Below are 14,612 nucleotides of genomic sequence, written 5' to 3'. Positions count from 1 at the left end.
TGACACCAAATATCCGCTTTTGCTTTATGACTTGAATTCAGTGCCTTGCTTATCACGGACAGACAAAATGCTGGTTTGTAGCTGCAATTTTATCACCGATAAGGACATTCAGGACACCATCATCGAGATGCTCGATGAGGACTGTTGGCAGCTTATCGTGCCTGCAAAAGTCTACCACGCGATGGAAAAACGTGGCCGTTGCTGCGGCTGTTTTCCAAATGTCGTAGACATCATCATTCGCACCACCGAGCAATATCATGCCGGACGCCCCTCGACTGGCGACCAGATATTTGATTTCATGACCCGCCTCAAACAATTCCATGAAGAAAACAGGAGAGCGGATCTTGAAAGGCGACACAAAAGTCATCGAGCAGCTTAACGAAGCGCTGTATCTCGAGCTCGGGGCTGTCAACCAGTATTGGGTTCACTATCGTCTTCTTGACGACTGGGGCTACACGCTGCTTGCCAAAAAGGAGCGGGCCGAATCCATCGAAGAGATGCAACACGCCGACAAGCTGGTTTCCCGCATCATCTTCCTCGAAGGCCATCCCAACCTTCAGACGGTCGCACCGCTTCGCATCGGTCAATCGGTCAAGGAAGTCTTGGAATCCGATCTCGCCGGCGAGTATGACGCCCGCGCGGCCTATAAGAAATCTCGCGATATCTGTCATGACGCGGGCGATTACGTGACCATGAAGCTGTTCGAAGAGCTGCTGATGGATGAAGAAGGCCATATCGACTTCCTCGAAACCCAGCTTGATCTGTTCAACAAGATCGGTGCCGAGAAATACGGCCAGCTCAACGCAGCGCCGGCCAACGAAGCCGAATAAGGCTCCGACACTGTTAAAAAAAATACCCGCCACGATTTTTCGTGGCGGGTATTTTTTTAAGTTAAAACAAACGTTTGACCCGGCGGAGCACTGAAGATCGTCGGCCCCACACGGTGCAGCGTGTCTTGATCTACCTTGGCGGAGCGTTTCCAGCCAGATGCCCGAACGCTGCCACGACATTCTCGTAGACCCCGCGTTTGAATGCCACAATCAGGTCTGGCAGCGCCAGCATCGGCTTCCAAGCCCATTCGTCGAACTCCGGCTCGTGGCCGCCGGGAGGCGGGTTGATGGCAATTTCCGATTCGTCGCCCTCGAAACGGAAGGCAAACCAGCGCTGGGTCTGACCACGATATTTGCCCTTGAGGCCGATACCGATCAGATGCGCAGGCAAATCGTAGTTGATCCAGTCGGGGGCTTCGGCAAGCAGCGAGACGGTTGTCATGCCGGTTTCTTCGTGGAGTTCGCGATAGGCCGCTTTCAGCGGGTCCTCACCCTTGTCGATGCCGCCCTGGGGCATCTGCCAGAGCTGCGCCGAGCCGTCATACTCGGAATTGCCGATTGGAATGCGCCGCCCGGCCCAGACAAGACCCTCCCGGTTCAGCACCATGATGCCGACACAGGGGCGATAAGGCAGATCCTCGGCCTTGACCGGTTTCGATTTGTCCTTGCTCATGATGTAACCCCTGCCTGTCTGCCCTTTGCATGCCGGATCAGTGAGATCCGCGCGGTTCGATCGAATACGCTACTGCTGTTGTGGATCCTTGACGAGGGCCGAAACGCCGACAAATTCGATGCCGCGTGTGCTTGCCTCGTCCATCCACTGGGAAATGGCTGCGACGCTTTCATCGAAGGCCGAGGCAACGCCGATAGCGCCGCCATTGCGCCTGGCGATGCGCTCGAGTTCATCGAGTCTCTTCAGGATCGCCTTGCGGTCGATCTGGTCATCGACGACCATGTCGGCAAATCCATGCGGTACGCCGATCGTTTCGGCCAGCGTGCCGGTCAGCGTCTGCGCCGATGTCGCGTCGTCTAGGAACAGCAGCCCGCGCCTGCCGATATCGCGCATCACCGGCTCCAGCGCATCGGCGTCCGAGAGAAAACGGCCGCCGAGAAAATTCATGATGCCGGTATAGTTGGTGATCTGGGCCAGTGAAGTGTGCAGTTCCGACAGGTTCTTCTTTGCATCCAGCCCGACGCGCAGCGTGTGCGGGCCGGGATTGTTTTCGGGGTAGTCGAAGGGTTCGAACGGGACCTGCAAAAGGATTTCATGGCCGGTGCGACGCGCTTCCTGCATCCAGCGCTGCAGGCTGTTGCCGGTTGCGGCAAAGGCCATCGTGACATCGGGGGACAGCTGACGCAGCGCATTCTGCGTGCCCGTCTGGCTGAGGCCGAGGCCGCCGACCACGATGGCAATGCGGACGCCGCGTGCGCCGGACCATGGCCGCGCATACTGATCCATCGGCCGCAGCCCCTCAGGACCGGTGACCGGCAGCCGTCCCTCCGGGCTGTCTTCCAACAGGTCGTCATTCGGGAAAGTCGCCAAGCGCGGGTCCTGTCCCTTGGTCCGGCCGACTTCGATGAAGGCGGGGCCGTCGCCGTCGCGCTGTTTGGGAGAGAATTTGGTGACGATGGAACCGTTGTCGGTCAGCGTTTCCTCGACATGGGCACCGGAAAGCCCACCGCTCGTCTTCTGCTGCTTGAGTTTGGTGCTGTCGGGCTCTGTCGCGGCCTTGTCGCCTGGCTGGGCGGCATCCGCTACGATCTGCGGTTCCGGCGGCAGGATCAGTCCGGTCGGCTCCAGAACGGTCCAGAGCGAAACGCCAATCAGCGCCAGGGCACAAACGCCAAGCGACAGGCGGCCGAATGTCAGGCCGGACTTTTTAGCTTTGGAGGAGCGCGTCTTGCGGTTCTGACCAAGAGGAGCGTTGAGATCTGTTCCCAAGAGGGCCTCTGTCGATCTGAGTTGCGATGGCGGAAGCCTTTGGCTTGGGCGTTCCCTTAAGAGTCGAAACCGCCGCCCAGCTGGAGCCGGGCGGCGAAGAGTATCAGGCGATCCGTGTTGTCAGCGGATGTTACGGCTTCAGTTCAGCTTTTTCCGGATTGGCCGGGAAGGCCGGGTCCGTCTTCTTGCCGCGCAGAAGGTCGAGCGCGTAGTTCAGCTGCAGGTCGTCCTTGGTTTCCGGCGGGACGTAAGCAACCGAGCCGGAGCCCTCGTCGTTTTCGTTCTGGCCCTTGATGTGGCCACGCAGGCTGGATTCGCTCGTGGTTTCGACCTTGCCGAGCAGTTCCGGCGGCAGCGGCTGATCGACCTTGATGTCCGGCGAGATGCCGGTGCCCTGGATCGACTTGCCCGATGGCGTGTAATAGAGCGCGGTAGTCAGACGCAACGCGCCGGCTTCGCCGAGCGGAATGATCGTCTGAACAGAACCCTTGCCGAACGAACGCGTGCCGAGAACGGTGGCGCGCTTCAGGTCCTGCAGGGCGCCGGCAACGATTTCCGATGCGGAAGCCGAACCGCCGTTGACGAGCACTATCACCGGCTTGCCGTCGGTCAGATCGCCTGGCGTCGCGTTGAAACGGCGCGTCTCGTCGGGATTGCGGCCGCGGGTGGAGACCACTTCGCCGCGCTCAAGGAAAGCGTCGGAGACGTTGATCGCCTGGTCGAGCAGACCACCCGGATTAAGGCGAAGGTCGAGCACATAGCCCTTAAGCTTGTCAGCCGGAACCTGAGCCTTGATCTTTTCGATCGCGTTCTTCAAATCGTCATAGGTCTTTTCCGTGAAGGAAATGACGCGGACATAACCGACATCGTCTTCCGTGCGGAACTTGACGGCGCGCACGGCGATGATGTCGCGGACGATCGTTATGTCAATCGGCTTTTCAGCACCCTTGCGCAGGATCGTCAGCTTGATCGGCTTGCCGACCGCGCCGCGCATCTTGTCGACGGCTTCCTCAAGCTTGAGACCGCGCACGTCGGCACCGTCGATCTTGGAAATGAAGTCACCGGCAAGAACGCCAGCCTTGGCGGCCGGTGTATCGTCGATCGGGCTCGTCACCTTGACGAGATCGTCTTCCATCGTGACCTCGATGCCGAGACCGCCGAATTCACCCTTCGTCTGGGTGCGCATGTCCTCGGCATCCGTCGAATTCATGTAGCTCGAATGCGGGTCCAGCGACGAGAGCATGCCGTTGATGGCGTTTTCGATCAGCTTGTCGTCCTGTGGCGGCGTCACGTATTGCGCACGCACGCGCTCGAAAACATCTCCGAAAATCGACAGTTCGCGATAGGTCGACGGGTTAGCCGCGACGGCTGGGACGATGGAGGAATATACAACGCCCGTGGCCGCTGCACCCATGAGTGCCCCGACCAGAACAAGTGACGTTCTACGAATCATTGCGTGCCTTTCCGGTGTCTGCTGCGGTCCACCATGGTCGGGAATCAACCGGTTTTCCGTCTTTTCTGAATTCAATGTAAAGCGTCGGGCGTTCTGTTTCCAGCGCCAATGCAGTGGCACTGGCCACTCTTTTGTTACCCATCGTACCCAGCGGTTCACCGGCGACGACGAATTGTCCCTGTTGCACCGTCACACCCTCCAAACCCGAGAGAACGACGTGATAGCCGTCACCGGGGTTGAGAATAATCATCTGGCCGTAACTGCGAAACGTACCGGCAAAAACGATCCAGCCATCCGACGGCGCGGTCACCAATGCCCCTGCATTGGTCTCGAGCATGATGCCCTGAAGCGAATGCCCCGTGCCGTCGGCGTCGCCGAATTTGCGCAGGATCGATCCGGCAACCGGAAGCGCGAGCTTTTTCTGCAAGTCCGAAAACGCATATGCAGGCGCAATACGGTTTTTGTCGGGCGTCGTGCTGTTTGCCAGCTCGCGGGCCTCGTTTCGCTGGGCCTCCGACATCAGCCGGCGATTTTCCTCTTCGGCCTTGGCGGCCGCCGCTGCATCGCGTGCGGAAGCGATTTCGCTCTCGATCGAGCCGATAAGCCCTTCGAGACTGGTTGCCTGCGTTGCAAGCTGCTCGGCCTTGCGGCGTTCGGAGGCGAGTTCTGTGGCGCTGCGCTGCTTGAGTTTCTGCTTTTCAACGATCAGCATGTTCATGCGCCGCTCTTCCTCAAGCCTTGCCGTCATGTCGTCGCCAAGCGCCTGCTTCTGGGTGACGATTTCCTTGCGAACGCCGGCAAGCGCCTTCAGATCGGCGGCAAGGTTTTCCGTTTCGTGACGAATGCCGGGAACAACGGCGCCGAGCAGGATGGCGCTGCGCACGGAGGCGAGCGCATCTTCCGGCGTGACGAGCAGGGCCGGCGGCGGATTGCGCCCCATCCGCTGCAGCGCCGCCAACACTTCGGCAAGCACGCCGCGCCGGGCGCGCAGGGAGGCATGAACGGCGTCTTCCTTTGTCCGCAACGTGGTCAGCTTCTCTTCACCGTCGATGATCTGCTGTTCCAGCGCCTTGCGTTTGTCAGCCGAGGCAACAAGCGCCGTGCGCAGCGATTCACTGGTTTTCTCCAGTTCCGCTATTCCGGCCTGCAATTGCGCGGCACGATCGTTGGAAAGCGTTATGGTCTTCGACAGGGCTTCCAATTCGCTGCGGGTGCTGTCGCGTTTTACGGCAAGTTCTGCGGCGGGATCCGCCTGCGGCGGAGCCTGTTGGGCGGCGTCTTGCGGGTTTTGATCCGGTATCTCCGCAGTTTGCGCCAGCGCAGCGGTGGCGAAAAGGAAAGTGATGGCCAAAACGCTCGCGCGGAAACAGAGCCAGCCGGTGTTTCCCGGCTGCTCTTCCCGTGCCTGCTTTGCCGCACCTGTGGTCATTCCGCCATCGCTGTCAGCCGTCTATTTAAGTGAAAAACCCTACGCTGATTTGGCCAGTTCAGCCAACAGCCATTCGTGGCAATTGCGGCATCCGGATGGCGATGCAACGCCAACCGTTCAAACCCGATGATAGGGATGGCCTGAAAGGATGGTGACGGCGCGATAAAGCTGTTCTGCGATCAGGATACGCACCAATTGATGCGGCCAGGTCATCTTGCCAAGACAGATAACGGCATCCGCCTTGGCGTGAAGGGCGGGATCAAGCCCGTCGGCGCCGCCGATGGCAATCATCAGGTCGCGCTTGCCACTGTCTCGGAAGGAGCCAATGAGGGATGCGAAACCTTCGGAATCGAGGGCCTTGCCGCGTTCGTCGAGCAGGATGAGAAGACTGGCATCGGGCAATGATTTTTCGAGTTGGGCCGCCTCTTCGCGCTTGCGCGTATCGGCGCTTGATCCCCGGCTTTCGGCGACTTCGGCAATCCGCGACAGTTCAAGGCCGATTGCGGGGCCGGCCTTGGCGAAACGGTCGAGATAACGGGCCGCCAGATCCTTTTCCGGGCCGGCCTTGAGGCGCCCGACAGCAAACAGGCCAACCCGCATGTCATTTCCCTAATTTTCATCACGCCCGTCAGAGCATCGCCGTTTGGTCAGCAGCGAGAGGCACATTCTCCCCGCCCAGCAGAGCGCTGGTGGCGTACCTCAATCTGCAAATGGCCGCAACCAGCTAACCTGTCCCGCACGGCCATGCAGGAAATGTGTCACTGATGCTCAAGCACCCGAAACGGCGCTCAGGGTCAGTGCAAAGTGCCGTCTTCCATGTCCGGCGCGGCCCACATCTTTTCGATGTTGTAGAACTCGCGGATTTCCGGGCGAAACACGTGAACGATGATGTCGCCGCCGTCGATCAGCACCCAGTCGCCGGTCTCCAAACCTTCAACGCGGGCATTTCCCTGGCCACCGTCCTTGAGATCAGTGATCAGGTGATCGGCGATCGCCATGACATGCCGGCTGGATCGCCCGGAGACCACGACCATATAGTCTCCCAGCGCCGATTTCCCGGCAATGTTGATGGTGACAATATCTTCCGCCTTGGAGTCCTCGAGACTGCCGAGAACCAGGTGAAGAGCACGGGCAGCGACTTCGTCACTGCGTTCCGGGCTTTGCGGGAAAATGCGGGTGACATTTCCCTTCGCGTGTACTGTTGTCAGGGTTTTTCCTTTCCAGGTGAACAGAACAGGCATGGCGCGATTCGAATGTCGGTCGAGCCGCACTCTAAATGTAGGCACCAATGCCCTACGGTTTCAAGACACGAGAAATAAATGACGGTTAATCATTGCTTATATGCACTCAAGATTTCGCCCGTAATGCCGTGGAACTCAGCGGTGAACGCGGTCCGTGAATGAACGTCCAGGCCGGAGCCTTGCGCCAGGCGAGGCTTGCGGCATGAGCTTCGTCAACGCGCGCATAATCAAAGGTTTTCGCCATCTTTGAGGACAGATAGGACAGGGTGTCGCCGGGGCGGTCGATGACGGCGATCGGGAAGGTGCGGGCAATCTTTTGCCAGTCCTGCCAGAGATGAAAATTCTTCAGATTGTCGGCGCCCATGATCCAGACGAAATGAATGCCGCGATTTCGTTCACGGATTTTTTCCAGCGTGCGCGCCGTATAGCTCTGGCCGAGCGACTGCTCGAAGGCCGTCACCTTGATGCGCGGATCGTGGGCGATTTTCTCGCTGAGCGCAATGCGTTCGGCAAGCGGGGCCAGATGGTTACGGCTCTTCAGCGGATTGCCGGGTGTCACCATCCACCAAAGCTGCTCCAGCCCAAGCCGGCGCAGCGCGATATCGGCAACGAGCACATGGCCGTCATGCGGCGGATTGAAGGAGCCGCCGAACAATCCGACGGTCATGCCATTTTCGACATGGGGCATTTTCAGATAGAACGGATCGACGTCGCCCGTCAGCACCTTACGGCCGGACCTGACCGGTGCCGCGCACCCTGTATTTGAATGAGGTCAGCTGCTCGACGCCGACCGGCCCGCGCGCGTGCATTTTGCCGGTGGCGATGCCGATCTCGCCGCCCATGCCGAACTCGCCGCCATCGGCAAACTGGGTCGAGGCATTGTGCAGGAGGATGGCCGAATCGACTTCTGCGAAGAAGCGCTCGACGACGGCCGGATCCTCTGCAATGACGGCTTCCGTATGGGCAGACGACCAGGACGAGATATGATCAACCGCGCCGGCAATGCCATCGACCAGCGTCACCGAAATGATCGCGTCGAGATATTCCGTTGCCCAGTCTTCTTCGGTCGCAGCAATCAGCCCCGGCACCATGGCGCGGATGTCTTCGCTGGCGCGGACTTCGCAGCGGGCATCGCGAAGGGCTGTGATCAGCGGCAGGACGAATTTGTCTTTTGCCTTGCGGTCGATCAGCAGCGTTTCGGCCGAGCCGCAAATGCCGGTGCGGCGCATCTTGGCGTTGACGACGATGTTTTTCGCCATTTCTAGATCGGCAGAAGTATCGACATAGACGTGGCAAAGGCCTTCCAGGTGGGCAAAGACCGGCACACGCGCCTCGTTCTGGACGCGGGCAACAAGGCTCTTGCCGCCACGCGGAACGATGACGTCGATCGAGCCGCCAAGACCCGTCAGCATGGCGCCGACGGCCGAGCGGTCGGAGACCGGAACCATCTGGATCGCATGCACTGGAAGCCCGGCATCCTTTAGGCCCTGAACCATACAGGCATGGATCGCTTGCGATGAATGCAGGCTGTCGGAGCCGCCGCGCAGGATCACGGTATTGCCGGCCTTGAGGCAAAGCGCGCCGGCATCGGCGGTGACGTTCGGACGGCTTTCGTAGATGACACCGATGACGCCGAGCGGCGTGCGCACGCGTTCGATATGCAGGCCGTTGGGGCGATCCCACTCGGCGATGATGTCGCCGACGGGATCGGGCAGTTCGGCGATCGCGCGAATGGCATTGGCCATGTCGAGGACACGGATTTCCGACAAAGTCAGCCGGTCGAGGAAGGATGCAGCAACGCCGGTTTCGCGGGCGTTTTCAAGGTCGAGCGCATTGGCGGCGAGAATGTCGTCCTTGTGGGCGACGATGTTGCTGGCCATGCTGATCAGGGCTGCATGCTTGCGCTCCGCAGATGCCGTGGCGAGCGGCCGGCTGGCGGCGCGGGCCTGACGGCCGATCACCGCCATCAATTCCTGGATTTCTTTCTTTCGCGCATCGTCAAGCATGAGCGTCGCTCCTCACTGCATCCGTCTCCCGCTTGGCGGATGCCGTCATCACCATATCGTCGCGATGCACCATGGCGGCGCGTCCGGCATAACCGAGAATGACGGCAATTTCCGCCGATTTCTTGCCGGTGATCTGGCGGGCTTCGTCGGCATCGTAACCGGCCAGCCCACGGGCAATCTCGCGGCCTTCCGCACCGAGGATGGCGATCGTATCGCCGCGGCTGAACGATCCCGTCACCTGGCGAACGCCGGCCGGAAGCAGGCTCTTGCCGGAGCGAAGTGCTGTTTCGGCACCGGTATCGATGGAAAGGCTGCCTGCCGGCAGCAATTGCCCGGCAATCCAGGTTTTGCGCGCAGTGACCGGTGAGCCGGATGGCGCAAACCAGGAGGAGCGCGCACCTTCGCCGATTGCCGACAGCGGATGATCGACCTTGCCGGACGCAATGATCATGGCGCAGCCGGCACCGGTGGCAATCTTGCCGGCATCGATCTTGGTGCGCATACCGCCACGCGACAACTCGGACGCGGCACCCCCTGCCATCGCCTCGATCTCCGGGGTGATCTCCGCGATGGTTTCGAGGAACTGCGCATCGGGATCGAGATGCGGTGGCGCGGTGTAAAGCCCATCGATATCGGATAGAAGCACGAGCAGATCGGCGCCGGTCATGGTGGCGACACGGGCCGCCAGACGGTCATTGTCGCCATAGCGGATTTCGGTGGTGGCGACGGTATCGTTCTCGTTGATGATCGGCACGGCCCGCATCTTCAAAAGCTGGCTGATCGTCGCGCGGGCGTTGAGGTAACGGCGTCGCTCTTCGGTATCGCCAAGCGTCAAAAGGATCTGACCGGCAACGATCTCGTCGGCCGACAGGCTTTCGGACCAGGCGCGGGCCAGCGCGATCTGGCCAACGGCCGCCGCTGCCTGGCTTTCTTCCAACTTCAGCGCACCGGGGGCGAGATCGAGTACCGAACGGCCAAGCGCAATGGCGCCGGACGAGACGACGAGAACCTCGACACCCTTGGCCCTGAGTACAGCGATATCGGCGCACATCGCATTCAGCCACTGCTTCTTCAACCCGGTCTTGCGATCCACAAGCAGGGCCGAGCCGATCTTGATCACAATCCGGCGGTATTTTTCCAGCGGTTTGCGTTGCGGCGTCATGTCAGTCTTCGTCCACCGGGGTCTGTGCAGCGACGATGATATCGCGCAATGCCCGCAACGTTTCGGTCATACCGGTGCCGACCACGGCCGACAACAGCAGCGGCGTCTGGCCGCTGGCCTTTGCCAGTGCTTTCTGCTTCTTCTTCAGTTCGGTCGGATCGAGCACGTCGATCTGCGACAGCGCAACGATTTCAGGTTTGCCGGTCAGCTCGCCGCCATAGGCTTCGAGCTCGTGCTTGACGGTCTTGTAGGCCTTGGCGACATCTTCCTCCTGTGCGGAAACGAGATGCAGCAACACGCGGGTGCGCTCGACATGGCCGAGGAACCGGTCGCCGAGACCGACGCCATCATGGGCGCCTTCGATCAGGCCCGGAATATCGGCCAGGATGAATTCGCGACCGTCGATCGTCGCAACACCGAGGTTCGGATGCAGCGTCGTGAACGGATAGTTGGCAATCTTCGGGCGCGCGCGGGTCACCGTCGCCAGGAATGTCGACTTGCCGGCATTCGGCAATCCCACCAGACCGGCATCGGCAATCAGCTTCAGCCGCAGCCAAATGGTCTTTTCCTCGCCCTCAAGGCCTGGGTTGGCCCAGTTCGGTGCCTGATTGGTCGAGGATTTGAAATGGGTGTTGCCGAAACCGCCATTGCCGCCGGCAGCGAGGCGGAAGCGCTGGCCCTCGGCGATCATATCGACGATCATTGTTTCGGAATCTTCCTCGAAGATCTGCGTGCCGACCGGAACTTTCAGCGTTACATCACCGCCGCCAGCGCCCGTGCGGTTGCGGCCCATGCCGTGGATGCCCGTGCCGGCCTTGAAATGCTGCTGGAAGCGGAAATCGATCAGTGTGTTGAGACCATTGACGGCCTCCACCCAGACGTCGCCGCCACGGCCGCCGTCGCCGCCATCCGGGCCGCCGAACTCGATGAATTTCTCGCGCCGGAACGACACAGCGCCAGCTCCGCCGTCGCCGGACCGGATATAGACTTTTGTTTCGTCAAGAAATTTCATCGCACTGCCATCTGTTTGGTGTATTTGCCGCCACAATTGTCGCCATCGATATAGGCGCGTGCTCCGGAGGTCAAAGAATATCGTGAAGTTTTTGAGCTATAACATCCAGTACGGCGTCGGTCTGGACGGCCGTTTAGATCCCGAACGCATCGCTGCAAGTCTTGAAGGCGCCGACGTGATCGCGCTGCAGGAAGTGACGCGGAATTTTCATCGCAACGATCATGCCGATCTTCCCGCCATTTTCCGCGACCTGATGCCGCAATACTTCTCCACCTTCTGGCCAGCCTGCGAGATCGATGCCGGATCGGCGATCGAGAACGGCCGGGCCGTCGAGCGCCGCTTCCAGTTCGGCAACATGATCCTGTCGCGTTTCCCGATTGCCGCGACCCGCCTCATCCCCTTGCCGCGCACCCGCACGACCTCGCCGATGAACCTGCAGCGCGGCGCGACCGAAGCACTGGTCGTCACCCCTTCCGGCCCGCTGCGGGTCTATTCGGTCCATCTCGACCATGTCTATCCGGCGGAACGCATCGCCCAGATCGCCTATCTGAAGGAAAAGGCTCTGTCCTATCCGCGCGAGGGCGGGGCGATGACCGGCGGTAGTGATTTCGGCTTTGCCGAACTGCCGCATCCGGAAGACTTCGTGCTGATGGGCGATTTCAACATGGAGCCGGAGGGACCGGAATACTGCCTGATGACCGGCTCGCGCGATGCCTATTATGGCCGCTCGCTGCGGCTTGAAAACCCGGTGGATGCGCTGGCGCATCTCGGCCGGCTGACGCCTGAAAGCTACAGCTGGATCAATCCCGCCGATCATCAAAAGCGCATGCATCTCGACTATTGTTTCCTCAGTGCCGGTCTTGCGCCACGCTTGCGGCATGCCTGGATCGATACCGAGGCCGCCGGTTCGGACCACCTGCCGGTCGGCTTCGAGCTGGACTAGCTTAAAGCGAAAAGGCCCGCAGTTTCGTTACTGCGGGCCTTTTTACATTTCACGGTGCGATGAGGGCACCCGCCGTGATGCTGGTCTCGATATGACTGACCATGCCGTTGCGGGCCAGCGTATAGATCTGGCTGCAGCCGGTGATCTCGAAGCCGATCTTCTTCTGCAGCTTCAGCGATCCGGCATTGTCGGCAAACACGCCGGAATGCAGGACGGTGCCGGGCATGCGCCGGAAGAACCGCTCGATGGCCGCATGCGCCGCTTCGCTGGCATAACCGCGATTCCAGTAATAGCGGTTCAGCCAGTAGCCGAGATGCCATTGGCCATGCATGAGCTCGATGCCGACGCAGCCGATATGGACGTCGTCGCCGGTGGTGATCGCCAGCGTCCAGCCGGCAATCAGTCCCGAACCCTGCCGGACCAGCCAGTCATGTGCGTCCTGCCGGTGATAGGGCACAGGCACCCGCGCCAGCATGCGCGAGACCTGATAGTCGGCCAGCGATTGCGCCACCGCATCGGCATCCGACAGCTTGTGCGGCCGCAAGATCAGCCGGGCGGTTTCAATGACCGGGCAGGGGCCTGGATCGGGACGAACGGCAACCTTCGGCCGTTCACGCAGGTGAGCGGTCATCTCAGACCTCCCCAGCTGCGCAACGACATCCAGGTCTTGCGATCGAGCCGGTACCATTCGACCGACATCATCCCGCCCAGCGCCAGGCTATCGACCATTCCGGAGCCCTGGAACTGGAAGCCGCATTTCTGGATGACCCGCCGCGAGGCGACGTTCATGACCCGGCAGCGTGCATCGATCTGGTCGATGTCACGGGTGCGGAAGGCCATGTCGGTCAGTGCCTGGGCTGCCTCTGTGGCATAACCCTTGTTCCAGTGCGGTTCGCCCAGCCAGTAGCCAAGCTCCGCCGTCTTGCCGTCGGGATGCGGCTCGATACCGCAGCAACCCAGAAATGCGCCATTATCCGCTTTGGTAATCGCATAGACGCACTTGCCAATCGTGCCCGTTTTCGTACGGCGTACGAAATCCGCAGCATCGGCCACCGTGTACGGGTGCGGCATGCGCGAAACCATGGTGGCGATATTGGCGTTGTTGGCAAGATGGGCAAGGGCGTCGATATCGTCTTCGTGGGGCGCGCGCAAAACGAGCCTGGGCGATAACAATATCGGGCAATCGGTCCTTGACCGTTGGGGCCGCAGCCGTTCCTGAGAAGATTCCAGGGAATCTTCCCGGGGAGACCGTGATTGGCTCTCCCTCAACAGTTCGCTTTGCATGTTCAGTCCTCCAAGACGTGAAAAAGGGGAGATCGGGCATTGCCCCATCTCCCCTTTTGATCTTGGCCTGAACACGGTAAGCGTCAGCCGGGTCGATGAGACGCCGGCTGTTTTAAGAGCGCTACCGGCTTATTCCGCTGCTTCGGCTTTCGGCATTACAGACACGTATACGCGGCCATTGGCCTTCGTACGGTAGTTCACATTGCCGGCCGTAAGTGCAAAAATGGTGTGGTCCTTGCCGAGGCCGACATTGGCGCCCGGATGCCACTGGGTTCCGCGCTGACGCAGAATAATGTTGCCCGGAATGACGACTTCGCCACCGAACTTCTTCACGCCGAGGCGCTTGGACTGTGAATCGCGACCGTTGCGCGAGGAACCGCCAGCTTTTTTATGTGCCATGGATGTTCTCCTTTAAACCTTGGATCCGTGTCTCAGTTTGCGGCTTCAGCGGCAGCGTCGTCGGACTTCTTGGAAGCCTTCTTCGCCTTCGCGCCGGCAACAGCAGCGATGTCCAGAATGCGGACAGTCGTGTTGTGCTGGCGGTGACCGCGGGTGCGCTTCGAGTTCTGGCGGCGGCGCTTCTTGAAGGCGATGACCTTCTTGGCGCGGCCATGTTCCACAACTTCGGCGCTGACAACGGCACCTTCGACAAACGGAGCACCGATGGTTGCATCGGCGCCGACGCCGACCATCAGGATCTCGGTGAATTCAATCTTGTCGCCTGCGGCGCCTTCCAATTTTTCAATCGTCAGAACGTCGTTGGCTGCCACGCGGTACTGTTTACCGCCGGTTTTGATGACTGCGAACATTTTTTATCCTTTCATGTTCGTTCCGGCTCTTCGCTTAAGGCGAGGCCGTCTTTTTCTTCAGTCGGACATAACAAAGCCTTTCAGCCTTGCCGGTGAAACGGGCACAATAGAGACCCGGCGCGGTGAGGACATGCCACACCACTTCGATTTCGCGAATTACGTGAAGCCGGCAAAACTGTCAAGGAGAAAGGCGCGGATGCGTTTGATTTTCCTTGATCCACCCTCTTGCCATCATCAAAAACTGCCGCTATGAACCGCCTCGCGCTGATGGCGCCGACCAGCATATCCGGAGAGGTGGCAGAGTGGTCGAACGCACCGCACTCGAAATGCGGCATACCTGCAAGGGTATCGTGGGTTCAAATCCCACCCTCTCCGCCATTCTTCCCTAGGTTTAAATAGGCTTTCGCTGTTCAGTGCTGAACAGCCTTGGCGCAGCCCGGCGAGGCGTCTCGATGATCCCGCCGTGGTGATACGCGTCCTTTGGACGATCGTTGGAGCAGG

Annotated in this window: 16 protein-coding genes, 1 tRNA gene and 1 pseudogene; 4 read left to right on the top strand and 14 right to left on the bottom strand. The window is 60.2% G+C overall.

From position 1 onward, the window contains the following. Positions 1 to 67 precede the first annotated feature (67 nt). Entirely contained in the window at positions 68 to 379 is a 312-nt protein-coding gene (locus tag ACP7E6_RS19580) for a (2Fe-2S)-binding protein (RefSeq protein ID WP_426231381.1), read from the top strand. Further along, complete coding sequence (bfr, locus tag ACP7E6_RS19575; RefSeq protein WP_426231380.1) at positions 345 to 830, top strand: bacterioferritin; 486 nt, start codon at positions 345 to 347, stop codon at positions 828 to 830. Before ACP7E6_RS19580 ends, bfr begins: the two co-directional genes overlap by 35 nt. Before the next feature lie 130 nt (positions 831 to 960). Here the strand turns inward: bfr and ACP7E6_RS19570 are convergent, their stop codons facing one another. The 10 genes from ACP7E6_RS19570 to obgE form a co-directional block, all read right to left on the bottom strand. Then, positions 961 to 1,503, bottom strand: coding sequence for an RNA pyrophosphohydrolase (locus ACP7E6_RS19570; RefSeq protein ID WP_426231379.1), 543 nt, complete (start codon positions 1,501 to 1,503; stop codon positions 961 to 963). A gap of 69 nt (positions 1,504 to 1,572) precedes the next feature. Then, the gene (locus ACP7E6_RS19565) at positions 1,573 to 2,772 is read right to left on the bottom strand and encodes a divergent polysaccharide deacetylase family protein (RefSeq protein WP_426231378.1); all 1,200 of its coding nucleotides are present in this window, start codon (positions 2,770 to 2,772) and stop codon (positions 1,573 to 1,575) included. 130 nt (positions 2,773 to 2,902) lie between these two features. Next, positions 2,903 to 4,225: a S41 family peptidase gene (locus ACP7E6_RS19560; protein WP_426231377.1), complete on the bottom strand. Its 1,323-nt coding sequence runs from the start codon at positions 4,223 to 4,225 to the stop codon at positions 2,903 to 2,905. Further along, complete coding sequence (locus tag ACP7E6_RS19555; RefSeq protein ID WP_426231376.1) at positions 4,215 to 5,654, bottom strand: murein hydrolase activator EnvC family protein; 1,440 nt, start codon at positions 5,652 to 5,654, stop codon at positions 4,215 to 4,217. Before ACP7E6_RS19555 ends, ACP7E6_RS19560 begins: the two co-directional genes overlap by 11 nt. Positions 5,655 to 5,771: 117 nt before the next feature. Beyond that, complete coding sequence (gene rlmH / locus ACP7E6_RS19550; RefSeq protein ID WP_426231375.1) at positions 5,772 to 6,254, bottom strand: 23S rRNA (pseudouridine(1915)-N(3))-methyltransferase RlmH; 483 nt, start codon at positions 6,252 to 6,254, stop codon at positions 5,772 to 5,774. Positions 6,255 to 6,448: 194 nt separating this feature from the next. Next, positions 6,449 to 6,895, bottom strand: coding sequence for a ribosome silencing factor (gene rsfS, locus ACP7E6_RS19545; protein WP_426129875.1), 447 nt, complete (start codon positions 6,893 to 6,895; stop codon positions 6,449 to 6,451). A gap of 106 nt (positions 6,896 to 7,001) precedes the next feature. Continuing rightward, entirely contained in the window at positions 7,002 to 7,583 is a 582-nt protein-coding gene (locus ACP7E6_RS19540) for a nicotinate-nucleotide adenylyltransferase (protein WP_426231497.1), read from the bottom strand. 37 nt (positions 7,584 to 7,620) lie between these two features. After that, a complete protein-coding gene (locus tag ACP7E6_RS19535) occupies positions 7,621 to 8,901 on the bottom strand; it encodes a glutamate-5-semialdehyde dehydrogenase (RefSeq protein ID WP_426231374.1) in 1,281 nt (426 codons plus the stop codon). Next, the gene (gene proB, locus ACP7E6_RS19530; protein WP_426231373.1) at positions 8,894 to 10,063 is read right to left on the bottom strand and encodes a glutamate 5-kinase; all 1,170 of its coding nucleotides are present in this window, start codon (positions 10,061 to 10,063) and stop codon (positions 8,894 to 8,896) included. The genes ACP7E6_RS19535 and proB overlap by 8 nt, the downstream gene beginning before the upstream one ends. Position 10,064: 1 nt before the next feature. Further along, entirely contained in the window at positions 10,065 to 11,075 is a 1,011-nt protein-coding gene (obgE, locus tag ACP7E6_RS19525; RefSeq protein ID WP_426231372.1) for a GTPase ObgE, read from the bottom strand. An 82-nt stretch (positions 11,076 to 11,157) separates the two neighbouring features. Here obgE and ACP7E6_RS19520 point away from each other — a divergent pair, with 82 nt between their 5' ends. Continuing rightward, positions 11,158 to 12,018, top strand: a complete 861-nt coding sequence (locus ACP7E6_RS19520; protein WP_426231371.1) for an endonuclease/exonuclease/phosphatase family protein — start codon at positions 11,158 to 11,160, stop codon at positions 12,016 to 12,018. Between the two features lie 49 nt (positions 12,019 to 12,067). On the opposite strand, the gene ACP7E6_RS19515 is transcribed toward ACP7E6_RS19520, so the two are convergent. The 4 genes and pseudogenes from ACP7E6_RS19515 to rplU all read right to left on the bottom strand — a co-directional run. Then, positions 12,068 to 12,649, bottom strand: a complete 582-nt coding sequence (locus ACP7E6_RS19515; RefSeq protein WP_426231370.1) for a GNAT family N-acetyltransferase — start codon at positions 12,647 to 12,649, stop codon at positions 12,068 to 12,070. After that, entirely contained in the window at positions 12,646 to 13,302 is a 657-nt protein-coding gene (locus ACP7E6_RS19510) for a GNAT family N-acetyltransferase (protein WP_060502558.1), read from the bottom strand. Before ACP7E6_RS19510 ends, ACP7E6_RS19515 begins: the two co-directional genes overlap by 4 nt. Before the next feature lie 129 nt (positions 13,303 to 13,431). Further along, positions 13,432 to 13,701, bottom strand: a complete 270-nt coding sequence (gene rpmA, locus ACP7E6_RS19505; RefSeq protein WP_037096930.1) for a 50S ribosomal protein L27 — start codon at positions 13,699 to 13,701, stop codon at positions 13,432 to 13,434. Positions 13,702 to 13,802: 101 nt separating this feature from the next. Continuing rightward, positions 13,803 to 14,111: pseudogene (rplU, locus tag ACP7E6_RS19500) on the bottom strand (50S ribosomal protein L21); the annotation flags it as partial. 288 nt (positions 14,112 to 14,399) lie between these two features. Between rplU and ACP7E6_RS19495 the strand changes: the two are divergent. Continuing rightward, positions 14,400 to 14,489 (top strand) — tRNA-Ser (locus tag ACP7E6_RS19495). Positions 14,490 to 14,612 lie beyond the last annotated feature (123 nt).

The organism is Pararhizobium sp. DWP3-4 (genome assembly GCF_049898205.1).
Lineage (GTDB): Bacteria > Pseudomonadota > Alphaproteobacteria > Rhizobiales > Rhizobiaceae > Pararhizobium.
This window is presented reverse-complemented; position numbering and strand designations above follow the sequence as displayed.

What these genes read in the sequence shown, in the direction of transcription:
- ACP7E6_RS19535 (WP_426231374.1), bottom strand. Translation starts at nt 8,901, where the DNA reads ATGCTTGACGATGCGCGAAAGAAAGAAATCCAGGAATTGATGGCGGTG.
- ACP7E6_RS19570 (WP_426231379.1), bottom strand. Translation starts at nt 1,503, where the DNA reads ATGAGCAAGGACAAATCGAAACCGGTCAAGGCCGAGGATCTGCCTTAT.
- ACP7E6_RS19555 (WP_426231376.1), bottom strand. Translation starts at nt 5,654, where the DNA reads ATGACCACAGGTGCGGCAAAGCAGGCACGGGAAGAGCAGCCGGGAAAC.
- rpmA (WP_037096930.1), bottom strand. Translation starts at nt 13,701, where the DNA reads ATGGCACATAAAAAAGCTGGCGGTTCCTCGCGCAACGGTCGCGATTCA.
- ACP7E6_RS19580 (WP_426231381.1), top strand. Translation starts at nt 68, where the DNA reads ATGCTGGTTTGTAGCTGCAATTTTATCACCGATAAGGACATTCAGGAC.
- rsfS (WP_426129875.1), bottom strand. Translation starts at nt 6,895, where the DNA reads ATGCCTGTTCTGTTCACCTGGAAAGGAAAAACCCTGACAACAGTACAC.
- ACP7E6_RS19515 (WP_426231370.1), bottom strand. Translation starts at nt 12,649, where the DNA reads ATGACCGCTCACCTGCGTGAACGGCCGAAGGTTGCCGTTCGTCCCGAT.
- ACP7E6_RS19560 (WP_426231377.1), bottom strand. Translation starts at nt 4,225, where the DNA reads ATGATTCGTAGAACGTCACTTGTTCTGGTCGGGGCACTCATGGGTGCA.
- ACP7E6_RS19510 (WP_060502558.1), bottom strand. Translation starts at nt 13,302, where the DNA reads ATGCAAAGCGAACTGTTGAGGGAGAGCCAATCACGGTCTCCCCGGGAA.
- proB (WP_426231373.1), bottom strand. Translation starts at nt 10,063, where the DNA reads ATGACGCCGCAACGCAAACCGCTGGAAAAATACCGCCGGATTGTGATC.
- rlmH (WP_426231375.1), bottom strand. Translation starts at nt 6,254, where the DNA reads ATGCGGGTTGGCCTGTTTGCTGTCGGGCGCCTCAAGGCCGGCCCGGAA.
- ACP7E6_RS19540 (WP_426231497.1), bottom strand. Translation starts at nt 7,583, where the DNA reads ATGCCCCATGTCGAAAATGGCATGACCGTCGGATTGTTCGGCGGCTCC.
- obgE (WP_426231372.1), bottom strand. Translation starts at nt 11,075, where the DNA reads ATGAAATTTCTTGACGAAACAAAAGTCTATATCCGGTCCGGCGACGGC.